The organism is Pseudomonas sp. MIS38 (genome assembly GCF_019891575.1).
Classification (GTDB): domain Bacteria; phylum Pseudomonadota; class Gammaproteobacteria; order Pseudomonadales; family Pseudomonadaceae; genus Aquipseudomonas; species Aquipseudomonas putida_A.
Genome location: NZ_JAFLXF010000010.1, coordinates 76,257 through 92,235 on the forward strand (window position 1 = coordinate 76,257; position 15,979 = coordinate 92,235).

The window sequence follows — 15,979 nt, forward strand, 5'->3', positions numbered from 1 at the left end:
GATGGCAACGATCAAGGATGTGGCGGCGCTCGCGGGGATTTCCTACACCACGGTTTCTCACGTGGTGAACAAGACGCGCCCGGTCAGCCAGGAAGTGCGGTTGAAGGTCGAGGCGGCCATCAAAAGCCTCGACTATGTGCCGAGTGCGGTGGCGCGTTCGCTGAAAGCCAAGACCACTGCGACCATTGGCTTATTGGTGCCCAACAGCCTCAACCCGTATTTTGCCGAGTTGGCACGGGGCATCGAGGATTACTGCGAGCGTAACGGCTACTGCGTGATCCTCTGCAATTCTGACGACAACCCGGAAAAACAGCGCAGCTACTTGCGCGTGCTGCTGGAAAAACGCATCGACGGCTTGATCGTCGCCTCCGCCGGTGGTGACATCGGGCTCGCGCAAGGGCTGGCCGGGGTGAAGACGCCAATGGTCATCGTCGACCGCGGGCTGGATGGTGTCGACGCCGACCTGGTGCGTATCGACCATGAATATGGCGCTTATCTGGCGACGCGGCACCTGTTGGAGCTGGGCCATCGCGATATCGCCACCATCGGTGGTCCGTCGAGCACCAGCGTGGCGCAAATGCGTCAGGCCGGTTTTTGTCGGGCGCTGCAGGAGGCGGGCATCAAGGTGCGGGCCGAGCGCATGCTGGAAAGCGATTTCACCAGCACCGGTGGTTACAACGCGGCGGCGATCCTGCTTGAAAGCAATCCGCCGAGTGCGATCTTCGCCGGTAACGACATGATCGGGATCGGTGTGCTCCGCGCGGCGGCCGAGCGCAATGTCCGCGTGCCAAGCGAGCTGTCGGTGATCGGCTTCGACGATATCCAGATGAGTCGCTACGTGTACCCGGCGCTGACCACCGTTGGCCAGTCGATCCTGCAGTTGGGCGAGATGGCTGCCGAAGTGTTGCTGCGAAGGATTGCTACCCCGAGTCTGGTCACCGATCAACGGATCGTGACCCCGAGTATTGTCTTGCGCGAATCGACTGCGCCGCTGTCCGGCGTATTCACCGAGTACCGCTGAAACCGAATTGACGAGTAGTGATGTATGCCAGCAAATGTAGTGGTAATAGGCAGCCTGAACATGGATCTGGTCACCCGGGCACCACGGCTGCCCAAGGGCGGTGAAACGCTGATCGGTCATTCCTTTGCCACCGTGTCCGGCGGCAAGGGCGCCAATCAGGCAGTCGCTGCTGCGCGCCTGGGTGCGCGGGTGGCGATGGTCGGCTGTGTTGGCAATGATGACTACGGCGTGCAATTGCGTGACGCGTTGCTGGCTGAGCAGATCGATTGTCAGGCGGTGAGCACGGTCGAAGATTCCAGTGGCGTGGCGCTGATCGTGGTCGATGACAACAGTCAGAACGCCATCGTGATCGTTGCTGGCGCCAACGGTGCAATGACCCCGGCAGTGATCGACCGTTTTGATGCGGTGCTGCAAGCGGCCGACGTGATTATCTGCCAGCTCGAGATCCCGGATGCAACGGTAGGGCATGCGCTCAAGCGTGCACGTGCGCTGGGTAAAACGGTCATCCTCAATCCGGCGCCGGCCAGTCGTCCGCTACCGGCAGACTGGTTTGCCGCCATCGACTACCTGATCCCCAACGAAAGTGAAGCATCCGCGTTGAGCGGGTTGCCGGTCGATTCGCTGCAAAGCGCAGAAAGCGCTGCCAACCAGTTGATCGCAATGGGCGCGGGCAAGGTCATCATTACCCTCGGTGCGCAAGGTTCACTGTTTGCCAATGGCAAAGGTTTCGAGCACTTCCCGGCGCCAAAGGTGCAGGCGGTCGATACCACCGCCGCGGGCGATACCTTCGTCGGCGGTTTTGCGGCGGCGCTCGCCAGTGGCAAATCCGAGGCCGAGGCGATCCGGTACGGGCAAGTCGCTGCTGCGCTGTCTGTGACCCGGGCCGGCGCACAACCTTCCATTCCAACCATGTCCGACGTACAGGCGTTCAAACCCGCATGAAAAAGACTCCTCTGCTCAACGCCGCGTTGTCGCGGCTGATCGCTTCCCTGGGCCATGGCGACATGGTGGTCATCGGTGATGCCGGACTGCCGGTGCCACCGGGTGTTGAATTGATTGATCTGGCGCTGACCCACGGCGTTCCGGATTTTGTCAGTACCCTGAAAGTCGTGCTCAGCGAGATGCAGGTGGAAAGCCATGTACTGGCCAACGAAATCCTCGACAAGCAGCCGACCGCCCTGGTCGCGCTGGACGAGTTGCAAGAAGAGGGTGCCCTCGGTCGGCGCGATCTGCTGACGCATGAGCAATTCAAGGTTCTCAGCCGACAGGCGCGGGCGATTGTTCGTACAGGCGAATGTCAGCCGTACTGCAACATCGTGCTGGTGGCCGGGGTAACGTTCTAATCGGGTTTCCGACCCTTTCATTTTCATCAGCACAAGGAATGCGCCATGCACCGCTATGCTCAAAAACTCCACCAATTGCTTCGGAGTCTGCTGCTTTTGTCTTTTATTACCGCCACCGGCGCTCAGGCTGCTGAAAAGATCGACCTGATCATCGACACCGACCCTGGCGCCGACGACGTGGTCGCTTTGCTGTTCGCCCTGGCTTCGCCGGATGAACTGAACATTCGTGCACTGACCACCGTGGCTGGCAACGTGCGCCTCGACAAGACATCGCGCAACGCGCGCCTGGCTCGCGAATGGGCAGGGCGCGAAGACGTTCCGGTGTATGCCGGTGCGCCGAAACCGCTGATGCGTACGCCGATCTACGCCGAGAACATCCATGGCAAGGAAGGCCTGTCGGGTGTCACCGTGCATGAGCCGAAAAAAGGCCTGGCCGAAGGCAATGCGGTCAACTACCTGATCGACACCCTGAAAAAAGCCAAGCCGCACAGCATCACCATCGCCATGCTTGGCCCGCAAACCAATCTGGCGCTGGCGCTGATCCAGGAGCCGGAGATCGTCAATGGCATCAAGGAAGTGGTGATCATGGGCGGTGCGCACTTCAATGGCGGCAACATCACCCCGGTGGCCGAATTCAACCTGTTCGCCGACCCGCAAGCGGCGGAAGTGGTACTCAAGAGCGGCGTGAAACTGACCTACCTGCCGCTGGACGTGACCCACAAGATCCTCACCAGCGACGCACGCCTGAAACAGATCGCTGCACTGAACAACAACGCAAGCAAGATTGTTGGCGACATCCTCAACGAGTACATCAAGGGTGACATGGAGCACTACGGCATCCCGGGCGGCCCGGTGCACGACGCTACCGTTATCGCTTACCTGCTCAAGCCTGAGCTGTTCACCGGTCGTTCGGTGAACGTTGTGGTGGATAGTCGCGAAGGTCCGACTTTTGGCCAGACCATCGTTGACTGGTATGACGGTCTGAAGGCGCCGAAGAACGCCTTCTGGGTGGAAAATGGGGATGCTCAAGGCTTCTTCGATCTGCTGACCGAGCGTCTGAAGCGCTTGAAGTAAGGCTGTGACCCGCAGGTGCCAGCCTGCGGGTTTTTATTTTCTCTCGGTGTCCTGCGTGTTCTCGCCGTCATGCTGGTACCGCTCGAACACCTGGGCGATAAACGTTTGTGCGCCCTGGGTTCCCATCGTCTTGACCAGCAGATCGATGCTGATCAACGCCAGCTCCTCCGCACTGCCCGGGCTGTACGAGCTGTGCCCCTTCGGCCAATGAACCTTGATGTCGGCGGAGATGCTTACGGTGTTCATGAGTGCGCTCGAAAAGTCGGGAATGTCTGAAAGCGAGTTAACCACTTTGTCGGGCGTTTGGCACTGCGACTTAGGCATGAGCGCGACGCTATGCGACACTTGGTCTTTTCCGGCTGATCCAAGGAATGTGCTGTGCAGATCGATTTGAACACCCCCGATGGCCTGACACTCGACGCTGTGCGCCAGTTGCTGGCGTCGGCCAGCGATGATGTGCACACGCAGCTGCGCGTGACCAAGAGTGGAATTGCCTATATTTCTTCCGGTGTGACCGGCGGGCAGGATATTGATGGCCTGCTGTTTCGCCTGGAGACCTGGGCCAAGGGGTCGGGGTATGTCGGCAAGGTCGCGGCCAGTGATGAAGTCTGGGTGATGCAGATTTTCAATGCGCTGAAAGACAACTGGCCGAATCCGCCGCACGATTACATCGACGTCTATTGAGCTTCATTAATATTCGGTGACGATTGCGTGAGGATGCGGTGCGCGCACTTCAGGCAGACTCAGCGTTTTTCCGGGTCGTGGGGCAGGGTGATGGCACCGGCTGTGAAACCAAACGCCGAATTGGCGGTCGCACGATCTCAGCTTAACCATTTGAAAAAAGGAGGCTTCATGCCTTTGAAGTTCGCGTCTCTGGGTGCACTAATGGCCGTTGCCATGTTGGCCGGTTGCAGCACAACCTCCAGCGAGTCGGCAAAGGATCCTGTGGCGACCGATGCCGGTCATAGCCGCTGTGAAGCAAAGGCAGCGGAGTTTGCCATCGGTAAAAAGGCTTCGCCGGAACTGCTCGATCAGGCTCGCGTCAAGGCTGGCGCGCAAAACGCCCGCTTCCTCAAGCCAACTGACATGATCACTCTGGAGTACCGTTCCGATCGCCTGAATCTGAACACCGACAACAACCTGGTGGTCACTCGCGTCAACTGCGGCTGATCGCAGATCGCTTTTGTTGCAGGCATAAAAAACCCCGTCACATGGACGGGGTTTTTTTAGTGCGCCAGGAAATTACTCTGGGCGAACTTGTGCAGCTTGCATACCCTTTTGGCCTTTCTCAGCCACGAAAGAGACGGTCTGGCCTTCTTTCAGGCTTTTGAAACCGTCGGATTCGATAGCTTTGAAGTGTACGAACAGGTCGTCACCGCCACCTTGAGGAGTGATGAAGCCGAAGCCTTTTTCATCGTTGAACCATTTAACGGTGCCGGTTTGGCGATTAGACATGGTGTATCTCCAAGAAACATATATTTTCAGTAGTACTGTGCTGCTCAGGCCAACTGGGCACACCGGAGTATCATAGTCGAAATGTTCGCTTTGGTAGCCCCCCGGACGTGCTGTTTGCTTTCATATTGCATTGATTTAAACCTCTCAAATGTCTGCAAGCCCCGGTTTCAGTGGCTTTCAGCCGAGTGAAGAGGGTGTAAAAAAAGCTATAAAACCTGCGTAAATTATCGATTTCGGGGTCTTTTGGGCGGTTTTCAGCCTGCTCGGCGCCCGAAAAAACATTCGTCAGCGCTTATTTCTGCACGCGGCAAACCGAGATTTCTTTCAAGGCTCGCTGACCCAGTTCACCACTTGGCGGGGTGTTCTTGTCCATCAGTTGCGCGATCTCTTGCGTGGTGAATTTCTTTTCCAGAACGTCGGCACCGCAAGCGCAATGTTTATTGGCTTCGGCCGGATTGACGCTCTTGCTGGCTGCGGCGGTGCAGTCGTTCATGTATTGGGCTTTGACGCCGGCAGGCCAGGCCGCGTTGGCGCTCAGCGGCAGCAGCAGGGCCAGCGGGGCCGCGAAAGCAAAAAGTCGGATAAGGCGCATGTCGGAAACTCCTTGGGTTGATATCGGCGACGATTCTCAGCTTATTTGAGGCAAAGCGTATATCCCAAGTTCACTTCGCGACGCAAAAATGCGCAAATCAGCAGGACCTCAATTCGATGACGTCGATGACCGCTCATCTGTGCTAGCATGCCGGGCTCAAGCGTTCTCAGGCTCCGGATGGCCTTCAGCCCCGGCAGCGGTCAGCGTGCGAAAAATTCTGATTTGAATCCCAGTCACTCTGGTTCGGTTTTCCGGTTGGCCGCAAGGCTCCTGCCGCTGTAAGGCAGGCGTTCGTCATTGAATGGCCTGGATCGGATCTTGTACTGGCTCATCCCAACCCACGTGACCTTTGGTAGGGGTCACCACTAGGAGAGGAGGCGCCATGCCAACTATTACTCTTCCCGACGGCAGTCAACGTTCATTCGATCACCCGGTTTCCGTAGCCGAGGTCGCCGCATCCATTGGTGCAGGTCTGGCCAAGGCCACCGTGGCCGGCAAGGTCAACGGCAAGCTGGTCGACGCCTGCGACATCATCGACAGCGACGCGACGCTGCAAATCATCACGCCAAAGGATGAAGAGGGGCTGGAGATCATTCGCCACTCTTGCGCGCACCTGGTTGGCCATGCGGTCAAGCAGCTGTACCCGACGGCCAAAATGGTCATCGGTCCGGTCATCGATGAAGGCTTCTATTACGACATCGCCTTCGAGCGTCCTTTTACTCCGGACGACATGGCCGCCATCGAACAGCGCATGCATCAGCTGATCGATAAAGATTACGACGTGATCAAGAAAGTCACTCCGCGCGCCGAAGTGATCGAAGTGTTCAAGGCTCGCGGCGAAGACTACAAGCTGCGTCTGGTCGAGGACATGCCGAACGAACAGGCCATGGGTCTGTACTACCACGAAGAATACGTCGACATGTGCCGCGGTCCGCACGTGCCGAACACTCGCTTCCTGAAATCCTTCAAGCTGACCAAGTTGTCCGGTGCCTACTGGCGCGGTGATGCCAAGAACGAGCAGCTGCAGCGCGTCTACGGCACCGCCTGGGCTGACAAGAAGCAGCTGGCGGCTTACATCCAGCGCATCGAAGAAGCGGAAAAGCGCGATCACCGCAAGATCGGCAAGCGCCTGGGCCTGTTCCACACCCAGGAAGAAGCGCCGGGCATGGTGTTCTGGCACCCGAATGGCTGGACTCTGTACCAGGTGCTCGAGCAGTACATGCGCAAGGTGCAGCGTGACAACGGCTACCTCGAGATCAAGACCCCTCAAGTGGTCGATCGCAGCCTGTGGGAGAAATCCGGGCACTGGGCCAACTACGCCGACAACATGTTCACCACCGAGTCGGAAAGCCGCGACTACGCCATCAAGCCGATGAACTGCCCGTGCCACGTGCAGGTCTTCAACCAGGGCCTGAAGAGCTACCGCGAGCTGCCGATGCGTCTGGCCGAATTCGGTGCCTGCCACCGTAATGAGCCATCGGGCGCGCTGCACGGCATCATGCGTGTGCGTGCGTTCACCCAGGATGACGCCCACATCTTCTGCACTGAAGAGCAGATGCAGGCCGAATCCGCAGCGTTCATCAAGCTGACCATGGACGTTTACCGCGACTTCGGCTTCACCGATGTCGAGATGAAACTGTCCACTCGTCCGGAAAAACGCGTGGGTTCCGACGAGCTGTGGGATCGCGCCGAAGCGGCACTGGCTGCAGCCCTTGATTCTGCGGGTCTGCCGTATGATCTGCAGCCGGGTGAAGGTGCGTTCTACGGTCCGAAAATCGAGTTCTCGCTGAAAGATTGCCTCGGTCGCGTCTGGCAGTGTGGTACCTTGCAGCTCGATTTCAACCTGCCTGTCCGTCTCGGCGCCGAATACGTCTCCGAAGACAACAGCCGCAAACACCCAGTGATGCTGCACCGGGCGATCCTCGGTTCGTTCGAGCGTTTCGTCGGGATTCTGATCGAGCATTACGAAGGTGCATTCCCTGCGTGGCTGGCGCCAACCCAGGCAGTGATCATGAATATCACTGATAAACAGGCAGATTTTGTTGCAGAAGTAGAAAAAACTCTCAACGAAAGCGGATTTCGTGCCAAGTCCGACTTGAGAAATGAAAAGATCGGCTTTAAAATCCGCGAGCATACTTTGCTCAAGGTTCCCTATCTTTTGGTTATCGGAGATAAGGAAGTCGAGATGCAGACTGTCGCTGTGCGTACTCGTGAAGGTGCTGACCTGGGCTCGATGCCCGTCGCCCAGTTCGCTGAGTTTCTCGCGCAAGCGGTTTCCCGGCGTGGTCGCCCAGATTCGGAGTAATTATTATTAAGCGTGAAATGAGACAAGATAAACGAGCTGCACCGAAAGCCCCGATCAACGAGAATATCTCGGCACGCGAGGTTCGGTTAATTGGCGCTGATGGCGAGCAGATTGGCATCGTCTCGATTGATGAAGCGCTTCGTATTGCTGAAGAAGCAAAGCTTGATCTGGTAGAAATCTCTGCTGACGCAGTCCCACCGGTTTGCCGGGTGATGGACTACGGCAAATCGATCTTCGAGAAGAAGAAGCAGATTGCAGCAGCGAAGAAAAACCAGAAGCAGATTCAGGTAAAAGAAATCAAGTTTCGTCCAGGGACGGAGGAAGGGGATTACCAGGTAAAACTGCGCAACCTGGTACGTTTCCTGAGTGACGGGGACAGGGCCAAGGTATCCTTGCGATTCCGCGGCCGTGAGATGGCCCACCAGGAGCTGGGGATGGAACTCCTCAAGCGGGTTGAAGCTGACCTGCTCGAGTACGGTTCGGTCGAACAGCATCCTAAGATGGAAGGACGCCAGCTGATCATGGTCATCGCCCCGAAAAAGAAGAAGTAATCAACAGGGCACGGCAGGCCTTCTGATTATGTTTATCAACTGAATGCGGAGTATCCGAACATGCCAAAAATGAAAACCAAAAGTGGTGCTGCTAAGCGGTTTCTGAAAACTGCTAACGGTATCAAGCACAAGCACGCTTTCAAGAGCCACATCCTGACCAAAATGTCGACCAAGCGTAAGCGTCAACTGCGCGGTAGCAGCTTGCTGCATCCGTCTGACGTGGCAAAAGTCGAGCGCATGCTGCGCCTTCGTTAATTTTAGTCAAGAATAGAGGAAGTAACTCATGGCTCGTGTAAAGCGTGGCGTCATTGCCCGTAAGCGTCACAAAAAAATTCTGAAACTTGCTAAAGGCTACTACGGCGCACGCTCCCGCGTATTCCGTGTTGCCAAGCAAGCGGTAATCAAGGCAGGCCAATACGCCTACCGTGACCGTCGTCAGAAAAAACGTCAGTTCCGCGCTCTGTGGATCGCTCGTATCAACGCTGGTGCTCGTGTTAACGGTCTGTCCTACAGCCGTTTCATTGCTGGCCTGAAAAAAGCGTCCATCGAGATCGACCGTAAGGTTCTGGCTGATCTGGCAGTGAACGAAAAAGCGGCGTTTGCTGCGATTGTCGAGAAAGCTAAAGCCACCTTGGCTTAAGTACCCCCGACAGTCACCCGGCCTCACCTCTGTGGGGCCAGGTGTTAAACGTCATAAATAGGGGAAGAGCCTTCAAGCTCTTCCCCTATTTTGTATCTGGAGTCTGTACATGGAAAACCTGGATGCGCTGGTCTCTCAAGCACTAGAGGCTGTGCAAAGCGCTGAAGATATCAATGCCCTGGAGCAAATCCGGGTTCAATACCTTGGCAAAAAAGGTGAATTGACTCAGGTGATGAAGACCCTGGGGAATTTGCCGGCAGAAGAGCGTCCGCAAGTCGGCGCCCTGATCAACGTTGCCAAGGAGCGTGTTACAGGCGTTCTCAATGCGCGCATGGCTCTGTTTGAAGAAGCCGAACTGGCTGCCAAACTGTCTGCCGAATCCATTGACGTGACGTTGCCGGGCCGTGGCCAGACCTCCGGTGGTCTGCATCCTGTGACCCGGACTCTGGAACGAGTCGAGCAGTTCTTCACCCGCATCGGCTACGGCATCGCCGAAGGCCCTGAGGTCGAAGACGACTATCACAACTTCGAAGCGCTCAACATCCCAGGCCACCACCCGGCCCGGTCGATGCATGACACCTTCTATTTCAATGCGAACATGTTGCTGCGCACCCATACCTCGCCGGTACAGGTCCGCACCATGGAGTCCAAGCAGCCGCCGATCCGCATCGTCTGCCCAGGCCGTGTGTATCGCAGCGACTCCGATATCACCCACTCGCCGATGTTCCACCAGGTCGAAGGCCTGCTGGTCGATCGCGACATCAATTTCGCCGACCTCAAAGGCACCATCGAAGAATTCCTGCGGGTGTTCTTCGAAAAAGAGCTGGCCGTCCGTTTCCGTCCTTCGTACTTCCCGTTCACCGAGCCATCCGCTGAAGTCGACATGGAATGCGTGATGTGCAGCGGTAAAGGCTGCCGCGTCTGCAAGCAGACCGGCTGGCTGGAAGTCATGGGCTGCGGCATGGTGCACCCGAACGTGCTGCGCATGTCCGGCATCGATCCGGAAGAGTTCTCCGGTTTTGCCTTCGGCATGGGTGTCGAGCGTCTGGCAATGCTCCGTTACGGCGTGAACGACTTGCGTCTGTTCTTCGACAACGACTTGCGGTTCCTCGCGCAATTTCGCTAGTCGTAACGAATTCTTAGGAGAGCAGGATGAAATTCAGTGAACAATGGCTGCGTGGCTGGGTTAGCCCGCAGGTAAGTCGCGACGAGCTGGTTGCTCGTCTGTCGATGGCGGGTCTGGAGGTCGATAGTGTGACTCCGGCCGCCGGTGTATTCAGCGGCGTGGTCGTGGGCGAGGTGCTGAGCACCGAGCAACACCCTGATGCCGACAAGTTGCGTGTGTGCCAGGTCAGCAATGGCGCGGAAACCTTCCAGGTCGTGTGCGGTGCGCCAAACGTGCGTCCGGGCCTGAAGATTCCGTTCGCCATGATCGGTGCCGAACTGCCGGGCGACTTCAAGATCAAGAAGGCCAAGCTGCGTGGCGTCGAGTCCAACGGCATGCTGTGCTCGCAAGCCGAGCTGCAGGTCGGTGAAGGCAACGACGGTCTGATGGAACTGCCGGCCGATGCGCCGGTGGGCGAAGATTTCCGTGTGTACCTGGATCTGGAAGATGCCAGCATCGAGGTCGACCTGACCCCGAACCGTGGCGACTGCCTGTCGCTGGCCGGTCTGGCCCGTGAAGTGGGTGCGCTGTACGACACGCCGGTCACTCGCCCGGTGGTCATGACCATTCCGGCTGTGCACGACGAAGTGCGTCCGGTAGAAGTGCTGGCGCCTGCCGCCTGCCCGCGTTACCTGGGTCGTGTCATCCGTAACGTTGATCTGTCCAAACCAACCCCGCTGTGGATGGTTGAACGCCTGCGCCGCGCCGATGTGCGCAGCATCGACGCTGCCGTCGACATCACCAACTACGTGATGCTTGAGCTGGGTCAGCCACTGCACGCTTTCGATCTCGCCGAAATCAATGGCGGCATCCGCGTGCGTATGGCGGAAGAGGGTGAGAAGCTGGTTTTGCTCGACGGTCAGGAAGTCAGCCTGCGTAGCGATACCCTGGTGATTGCCGACCACACCCGCGCTCTGGCGATTGCCGGCGTAATGGGTGGCGAGCACAGCGGTGTGTCCGCAACCACTCGCGACGTTTTCCTGGAAAGTGCCTTCTTCGATCAGATCGCTGTGGCGGGCAAGGCTCGTTCCTACGGCCTGCACACCGACGCCTCGCACCGTTACGAGCGTGGCGTGGACTGGCAACTGGCCCGTGAAGCCATGGAGCGCGCCACTGGCCTGCTGCTGGAAATTACCGGTGGTGAAGCCGGCCCGATCATCGAGACCGTCAGCGAACAGCACCTGCCATCGATCGCGCCGATCACCCTGCGTGCGCAGCGCATCACCCAGATGCTGGGGATGGAAATGGATTCGGCGCAGGTCGAGCGTCTGCTCAGCGCCTTGGGTCTGAAGATTTCCGCTGACGGCGCAGGGCAGTGGCGCGTAGAAGTGCCAAGTCACCGCTTCGACATCAGTCTGGAAGTCGATCTGATCGAAGAGCTGGCGCGTCTGTACGGCTATAACCGTCTGCCGGTTCGTTACCCGCAAGCGCGTCTGGCGCCGCAAGCGAAGGCTGAAGCACGCAGCGAATTGCCTGAGCTGCGTCGTCTGCTGGTAGCCCGTGGTTATCAGGAAGCGATCACTTACAGCTTCATAGATCCGAAACAGTTCGAACTGTTCAACCCGGGCGTTGAGCCGCTGTTGCTGGCCAACCCGATTTCCAATGACATGGCCGCCATGCGTTCTTCGCTGTGGCCGGGCCTGGTCAAGGCGTTGCAGCACAACCTGAACCGCCAGCAGGATCGCGTGCGCCTGTTCGAAAGCGGTCTGCGCTTCGTCGGTCAGCTGGAAGGTCTGAAGCAAGAACCGATGCTGTCGGGTGTTGTTTGCGGCAGCCGTCTGCCGGAAGGTTGGGCGCAGGGTCGCGACACCGTCGATTTCTTCGACGTGAAGGCTGATGTTGAAGCGGTGTTGGGCTTTGCCGGTGCACTGGATACCTTCACTTTCACTCCGGGTAAACACCCGGCGCTGCACCCGGGGCAAACCGCGCGCATCGAACGTGACGGGCGTGAAGTCGGCTTTATCGGTGCGATTCACCCGGAGCTGTCCAAGGCCCTGGGTCTGGATCGTCCGGTCTTCGTCTTCGAGCTGGTTCTGGCTGAAGTCGCTTCCGGAAAAATGCCGCAATTCCACGAGTTGTCGCGTTTTCCTGAAGTGCGTCGTGACCTTGCACTGATCGCGCACAAAGACGTCGCGGCCTCGGCTGTACTGGACGTAATCCGTGAAAATGCAGGCGAATGGCTCACGGATCTCAGGCTGTTTGACGTGTATCAGGGTAAAGGCATTGATCCTGATAGAAAAAGCCTTGCAGTTGGCTTGACCTGGCAGCATCCATCGCGCACTCTTAATGACGATGAGGTGAATTCGACGACGCAAAATATCCTCACCTCGCTCGAACAAAGGTTGAACGCCACGTTAAGGAAGTGACGTATGGGGGCTTTGACGAAAGCTGAGATGGCGGAACGTCTGTATGAAGAGCTGGGCCTGAACAAGCGAGAAGCCAAGGAGTTGGTTGAACTGTTTTTCGAGGAAATCAGGCACGCTCTTGAAGACAACGAGCAGGTCAAATTGTCTGGTTTCGGCAATTTCGACCTTCGGGACAAACGCCAGCGGCCTGGCCGCAACCCGAAAACGGGGGAAGAAATCCCGATCACGGCTCGCCGTGTGGTCACCTTTCGTCCAGGGCAGAAGTTGAAGGCCCGAGTTGAGGCTTATGCTGGAACCAAGTCATAACGACGAACTACCCGTCATCCCGGGCAAACGCTACTTCACCATTGGTGAAGTCAGCGAGCTGTGTGCAGTAAAGCCACACGTGCTGCGCTACTGGGAGCAGGAGTTTCCTCAACTCAACCCCGTCAAACGCCGCGGAAACCGCCGGTATTATCAGCGCCAGGATGTGCTGATGATCCGGCAAATCCGCGCGCTCCTTTACGATCAGGGATTCACCATCGGCGGCGCGCGTCTGCGCTTGTCCGGTGATGAAGCCAAGGACGACACCACCCAATACAAGCAAATGATCCGCCAGATGATCGCTGAGCTTGAAGATGTACTGGTGGTGCTCAAGAAATAAAAAGCTGCGTTTGAATACTTCCAGTTTTCAAAAGCTTGCGATATATTCTTGAGCGCTCTTCGAGACGAGGGGCGGGTTTCAAACCAGTCGGGGCGTAGCGCAGTCCGGTAGCGCACTAGCATGGGGTGCTAGGGGTCGAGTGTTCGAATCACTCCGTCCCGACCATATATTTCAATAACTTAGCCGCTTTCGAGCGGCTTTGTTGTTTCTGCCATAGTGACTTTCCGAGTGACCTTGGCCTTCTCTTCACGCTTCCCTCCTTTTCAGAATCGTCAGCGCTGGTGCGCGCGAGTCGGTTGCTGATACCTTGTTTGCCGCCGCAATGAGCTGATCCAACTCTGCCGCTGAGTAGTGACTGGTGATGCTTCCATTCTTGTGGCCGAGCAGCGCTTTCCGATCCTCCTCAGTCACACCTGCAGCACGCAGCCTTCTCCCAAAGGTGTGCTTCAAGTCGTGAATTCGGATTCTGGCAAAGCCGTCATGTGCCGGCCGCAAGAATTTCTCCTGCCACTTCTTCGCCGCTCTGATCCGCGCCTTCTTCCAGGCTGAGTCGTTCATGCGGTGAACAGTCGTTTCATTCCCATCACCATCTGGCTTGCCAAACGGAAACACGTAGACGGGGTGCTGTCCTCTCTGCTGCTCGATGACCGATTTGGCTACGTCATTCAAAACCACCAGGCGCTCGTCGCGGTTCTTCACACCTGCGCGTGCACTGCGACCACCAAATCCAGGTGGAATCAGGAACACGCTTGTGTTCAGTTCTGGCACTGCGATCTCCCACGACCATTCCAACTTGCAAACCTCCTGCTCCCTGCAACCAGTATTGACCTTGTAAAGGGCCATTTTCTGAAGGTGCGCCGGGAGTTCGGCGAACAGGATCGACTGCTCTTCCCATGAAAGCGGGTAGGGCTTTCGGCTGTTCGTCTTCTCGTCCAGTAGGGAAATCATCGGCACCACGTCCAGCAACGGCCGGCGCTCCTCGTCACGCCACTTTCGCGCGCAGAGGTTCAACACCCTGATGACTCGCTGAAGCGCAATATTCACTGTCCGGTTCGTGACTGGCTTGCCTACCGCTGGATTCAGCTTCGACTGGATGTACGGCGCGAGGGCATCGTCGTCAATGTGGGTCAGCGGCATATCGCCAATAAACGGGTCGAGCTGCTCCATATAGGTGGCCGAGATATGTATGGAAGCCTGATCCTTCACTTCCAGCAGGAAGCGAGTCGCCGCCTCCCGCCACGTCCTGACCCGCCGGACGCCGTACACCTTCTGCTGGCGCAACTGCTCCAGCTTGTGGATCAGGTACTGCTCTGCTTCGGCGCGGTTACAAGTGCCAGTACTCTCTTGAATTCGTTCTCCTCTGTACTTTTTGTCGATCTTCCAGATGCCGTTCGGCATTTGCTGGAGGCCGGTGATTGCTTTTTGGGCCACGGCGTTGCTCCTTTCTTCTTGCCCTGGCGCTCGCTGCGAGGGCGATTGTTGTCCTGATTCGCGGCCTTTTCAATTGCCATGGTCTCGATGTAGCGATCTGCCCACTCATCAAGCTCGACTCGGTCGAAGCCGACGCCCTGTTTCCCGATCGGGAATTCGCGGACGTTCGGGCGCACCGTTTTGTTGAATTCTTCCCGGCACATGCCGAGGTAGCCGTATGCCTCGCCGGCGCGAATGAAGCGCGGGAGGATGGGCGCGACCTGAGCCGCGCTTCGATTTGCCATGAGGTATTGCTCCATGCCGCGCGTGGCGGCAGAAGGTGGTGATGGGTTACGCGGCTTGCCGCCGCGCCTGAGTTGAATTCCTGCGTCGAGCCATCAGGCACTGCAAGCGATATGCATGAAATCGCCGGCCATCCTGCGAGCTGATTTCTTGTGCAAGATCTGATAAGTCCTCGTCGAGACGGCCGAAGTAGTAGAGATGTTCGCCGTCGCCCATCCATTCGGGCTGAGCGATCGCCCAAGTGCGCGCTTCGACGCAGGGCAAGCATGTTTTGAAAGAACCCATATCGCCTTCCCAGCAGCCGGACACGAGTTGGTATTTCTGGCCTGGCTCAATGAGGCCGTAGCATTCGCCACACTTGTGCTGCTTGCGCGCGGTGGGCGTGGTTTCGGTTTGAAAATCGGACATGACGAATCCTCACCCGCCGTACCCCGGCAGGCTGTTGAGTTGGGGGAGTGGTTACTGCTGGATGAAATCGGCGGGGACGGTGACCGTGGCGCCGAGCTTGGCGAAGACAACGGCGCGGAACACTGCAATGGTTCGAGTTTCGCCGGGCTGGCGATTGAACGGTTCGTTTGTCGCGTCAGCCAGCCACTGGTCGCTGTGGCCAACATCGACCCAGACGCCGTGCTTCGTGATCAGTTGCTCGGTATCAGGCAGGGCGAAGAGATCCAGCTGGCCCGCGACGGGCTGCTGGTCACCCTCGATCGCGTTGATTGCCCAGTCCAGCGCAGGGCCGGTCAGTTCCTCTGTGCGGACGCTGACCATGCGGCTCATGGCAGGCTGCCGATTTCTGCTGCGGCACGCACGATCGCGCGACGAGTTCCATAATCATCCATCGCTTCGACGATCATCACGCCGTGCGCAGAGTGTTCTGCCACAACCGAGTCGCACTCTTCCATGAAAACGATGCAGATTCCGAGCTTTATAGCCAGCCGAAGGGCTTTGCCGTCGTCTTCGAGCGGGTTCCACCAGTCGCGTCCACAGGCACCATTCGGAGCTATTCCGCAGGACTTGGAGTCGGTGAGGTCGTCCCACCATTCTTGCCAAACACCCTTCACACCCGCAGCCTTTGCCGCCAGTTCCAGAAGCTTCTGATCGTTCATCGCCA

At 57.7% G+C, this 15,979-nt stretch carries 22 protein-coding genes and 1 tRNA gene; 15 read left to right on the forward strand and 8 right to left on the reverse strand.

Features of this window, described 5'->3' with window-relative positions:
• Position 1 precedes the first annotated feature (1 nt).
• From J1G18_RS13510 to J1G18_RS13525, 4 genes are read left to right on the forward strand one after another with little or no spacing between them, the layout of a single operon-like run.
• Entirely contained in the window at positions 2-1,021 is a 1,020-nt protein-coding gene (locus J1G18_RS13510; RefSeq protein WP_027611551.1) for a LacI family DNA-binding transcriptional regulator, read from the forward strand.
• 24 nt (positions 1,022-1,045) lie between these two features.
• The gene (gene rbsK / locus J1G18_RS13515; protein WP_223007847.1) at positions 1,046-1,963 is read left to right on the forward strand and encodes a ribokinase; all 918 of its coding nucleotides are present in this window, start codon (positions 1,046-1,048) and stop codon (positions 1,961-1,963) included.
• On the forward strand, positions 1,960-2,364 hold the full coding sequence (rbsD, locus tag J1G18_RS13520; protein ID WP_223007848.1) for a D-ribose pyranase: 405 nt from the start codon (positions 1,960-1,962) through the stop codon (positions 2,362-2,364). Before rbsK ends, rbsD begins: the two co-directional genes overlap by 4 nt.
• Positions 2,365-2,409: 45 nt before the next feature.
• The gene (locus tag J1G18_RS13525; protein ID WP_096796176.1) at positions 2,410-3,438 is read left to right on the forward strand and encodes a nucleoside hydrolase; all 1,029 of its coding nucleotides are present in this window, start codon (positions 2,410-2,412) and stop codon (positions 3,436-3,438) included.
• Positions 3,439-3,471: 33 nt separating this feature from the next.
• Here J1G18_RS13525 and J1G18_RS13530 read toward each other — a convergent pair whose 3' ends face one another.
• Positions 3,472-3,684, reverse strand: coding sequence for a hypothetical protein (locus tag J1G18_RS13530; RefSeq protein ID WP_096796226.1), 213 nt, complete (start codon positions 3,682-3,684; stop codon positions 3,472-3,474).
• Between the two features lie 132 nt (positions 3,685-3,816).
• Here J1G18_RS13530 and J1G18_RS13535 point away from each other — a divergent pair, with 132 nt between their 5' ends.
• On the forward strand, positions 3,817-4,122 hold the full coding sequence (locus tag J1G18_RS13535; protein ID WP_098964626.1) for a hypothetical protein: 306 nt from the start codon (positions 3,817-3,819) through the stop codon (positions 4,120-4,122).
• A gap of 168 nt (positions 4,123-4,290) precedes the next feature.
• Positions 4,291-4,608: an I78 family peptidase inhibitor gene (locus J1G18_RS13540; protein ID WP_098964624.1), complete on the forward strand. Its 318-nt coding sequence runs from the start codon at positions 4,291-4,293 to the stop codon at positions 4,606-4,608.
• 72 nt (positions 4,609-4,680) lie between these two features.
• Here the strand turns inward: J1G18_RS13540 and J1G18_RS13545 are convergent, their stop codons facing one another.
• Both J1G18_RS13545 and J1G18_RS13550 read right to left on the reverse strand, forming a co-directional pair.
• Positions 4,681-4,893, reverse strand: a complete 213-nt coding sequence (locus J1G18_RS13545; RefSeq protein WP_003179963.1) for a cold-shock protein — start codon at positions 4,891-4,893, stop codon at positions 4,681-4,683.
• Between the two features lie 292 nt (positions 4,894-5,185).
• Complete coding sequence (locus J1G18_RS13550) at positions 5,186-5,485, reverse strand: hypothetical protein (protein ID WP_003226370.1); 300 nt, start codon at positions 5,483-5,485, stop codon at positions 5,186-5,188.
• A 382-nt stretch (positions 5,486-5,867) separates the two neighbouring features.
• On the opposite strand from J1G18_RS13550, the gene thrS reads away from it, so the two are divergent.
• From thrS to J1G18_RS13595, 9 genes are all read left to right on the forward strand, one after another.
• Positions 5,868-7,790, forward strand: coding sequence for a threonine--tRNA ligase (gene thrS / locus J1G18_RS13555; protein ID WP_003226368.1), 1,923 nt, complete (start codon positions 5,868-5,870; stop codon positions 7,788-7,790).
• Positions 7,790-8,341, forward strand: coding sequence for a translation initiation factor IF-3 (gene infC / locus J1G18_RS13560; RefSeq protein ID WP_170929410.1), 552 nt, complete (start codon positions 7,790-7,792; stop codon positions 8,339-8,341). The genes thrS and infC overlap by 1 nt, the downstream gene beginning before the upstream one ends.
• 60 nt (positions 8,342-8,401) lie before the next feature.
• On the forward strand, positions 8,402-8,596 hold the full coding sequence (gene rpmI, locus J1G18_RS13565) for a 50S ribosomal protein L35 (protein ID WP_002553160.1): 195 nt from the start codon (positions 8,402-8,404) through the stop codon (positions 8,594-8,596).
• A gap of 28 nt (positions 8,597-8,624) precedes the next feature.
• Positions 8,625-8,981, forward strand: coding sequence for a 50S ribosomal protein L20 (gene rplT, locus J1G18_RS13570; RefSeq protein ID WP_002553161.1), 357 nt, complete (start codon positions 8,625-8,627; stop codon positions 8,979-8,981).
• Positions 8,982-9,090: 109 nt separating this feature from the next.
• Positions 9,091-10,107 (forward strand): phenylalanine--tRNA ligase subunit alpha, encoded by a 1,017-nt coding sequence (gene pheS / locus J1G18_RS13575; RefSeq protein WP_003226365.1) that lies wholly within the window; start codon positions 9,091-9,093, stop codon positions 10,105-10,107.
• Positions 10,108-10,133: 26 nt separating this feature from the next.
• Complete coding sequence (gene pheT / locus J1G18_RS13580) at positions 10,134-12,512, forward strand: phenylalanine--tRNA ligase subunit beta (RefSeq protein ID WP_139055542.1); 2,379 nt, start codon at positions 10,134-10,136, stop codon at positions 12,510-12,512.
• 3 nt (positions 12,513-12,515) lie between these two features.
• Positions 12,516-12,818 (forward strand): integration host factor subunit alpha, encoded by a 303-nt coding sequence (gene ihfA / locus J1G18_RS13585; protein ID WP_002553164.1) that lies wholly within the window; start codon positions 12,516-12,518, stop codon positions 12,816-12,818.
• Positions 12,799-13,155, forward strand: a complete 357-nt coding sequence (locus tag J1G18_RS13590; RefSeq protein ID WP_003179985.1) for a MerR family transcriptional regulator — start codon at positions 12,799-12,801, stop codon at positions 13,153-13,155. Before ihfA ends, J1G18_RS13590 begins: the two co-directional genes overlap by 20 nt.
• A gap of 88 nt (positions 13,156-13,243) precedes the next feature.
• Positions 13,244-13,320: transfer RNA gene (locus J1G18_RS13595), tRNA-Pro, on the forward strand.
• Positions 13,321-13,401: 81 nt separating this feature from the next.
• Here the strand turns inward: J1G18_RS13595 and J1G18_RS13600 are convergent.
• Genes J1G18_RS13600 through J1G18_RS13615 form a run of 5 tightly spaced genes read right to left on the reverse strand, consistent with a single transcriptional unit; the run spans position 13,402 to position 15,974 of the window.
• A complete protein-coding gene (locus J1G18_RS13600; RefSeq protein ID WP_262415583.1) occupies positions 13,402-14,553 on the reverse strand; it encodes a tyrosine-type recombinase/integrase in 1,152 nt (383 codons plus the stop codon).
• Positions 14,454-14,870, reverse strand: a complete 417-nt coding sequence (locus J1G18_RS28010) for a hypothetical protein (RefSeq protein ID WP_262415575.1) — start codon at positions 14,868-14,870, stop codon at positions 14,454-14,456. The genes J1G18_RS13600 and J1G18_RS28010 overlap by 100 nt, the downstream gene beginning before the upstream one ends.
• Positions 14,871-14,916: 46 nt before the next feature.
• Positions 14,917-15,276: a hypothetical protein gene (locus tag J1G18_RS13605; RefSeq protein WP_223007850.1), complete on the reverse strand. Its 360-nt coding sequence runs from the start codon at positions 15,274-15,276 to the stop codon at positions 14,917-14,919.
• Between the two features lie 51 nt (positions 15,277-15,327).
• Positions 15,328-15,645: a hypothetical protein gene (locus J1G18_RS13610; RefSeq protein WP_223007851.1), complete on the reverse strand. Its 318-nt coding sequence runs from the start codon at positions 15,643-15,645 to the stop codon at positions 15,328-15,330.
• Complete coding sequence (locus tag J1G18_RS13615) at positions 15,642-15,974, reverse strand: hypothetical protein (protein ID WP_223007852.1); 333 nt, start codon at positions 15,972-15,974, stop codon at positions 15,642-15,644. The genes J1G18_RS13610 and J1G18_RS13615 overlap by 4 nt, the downstream gene beginning before the upstream one ends.
• Positions 15,975-15,979 lie beyond the last annotated feature (5 nt).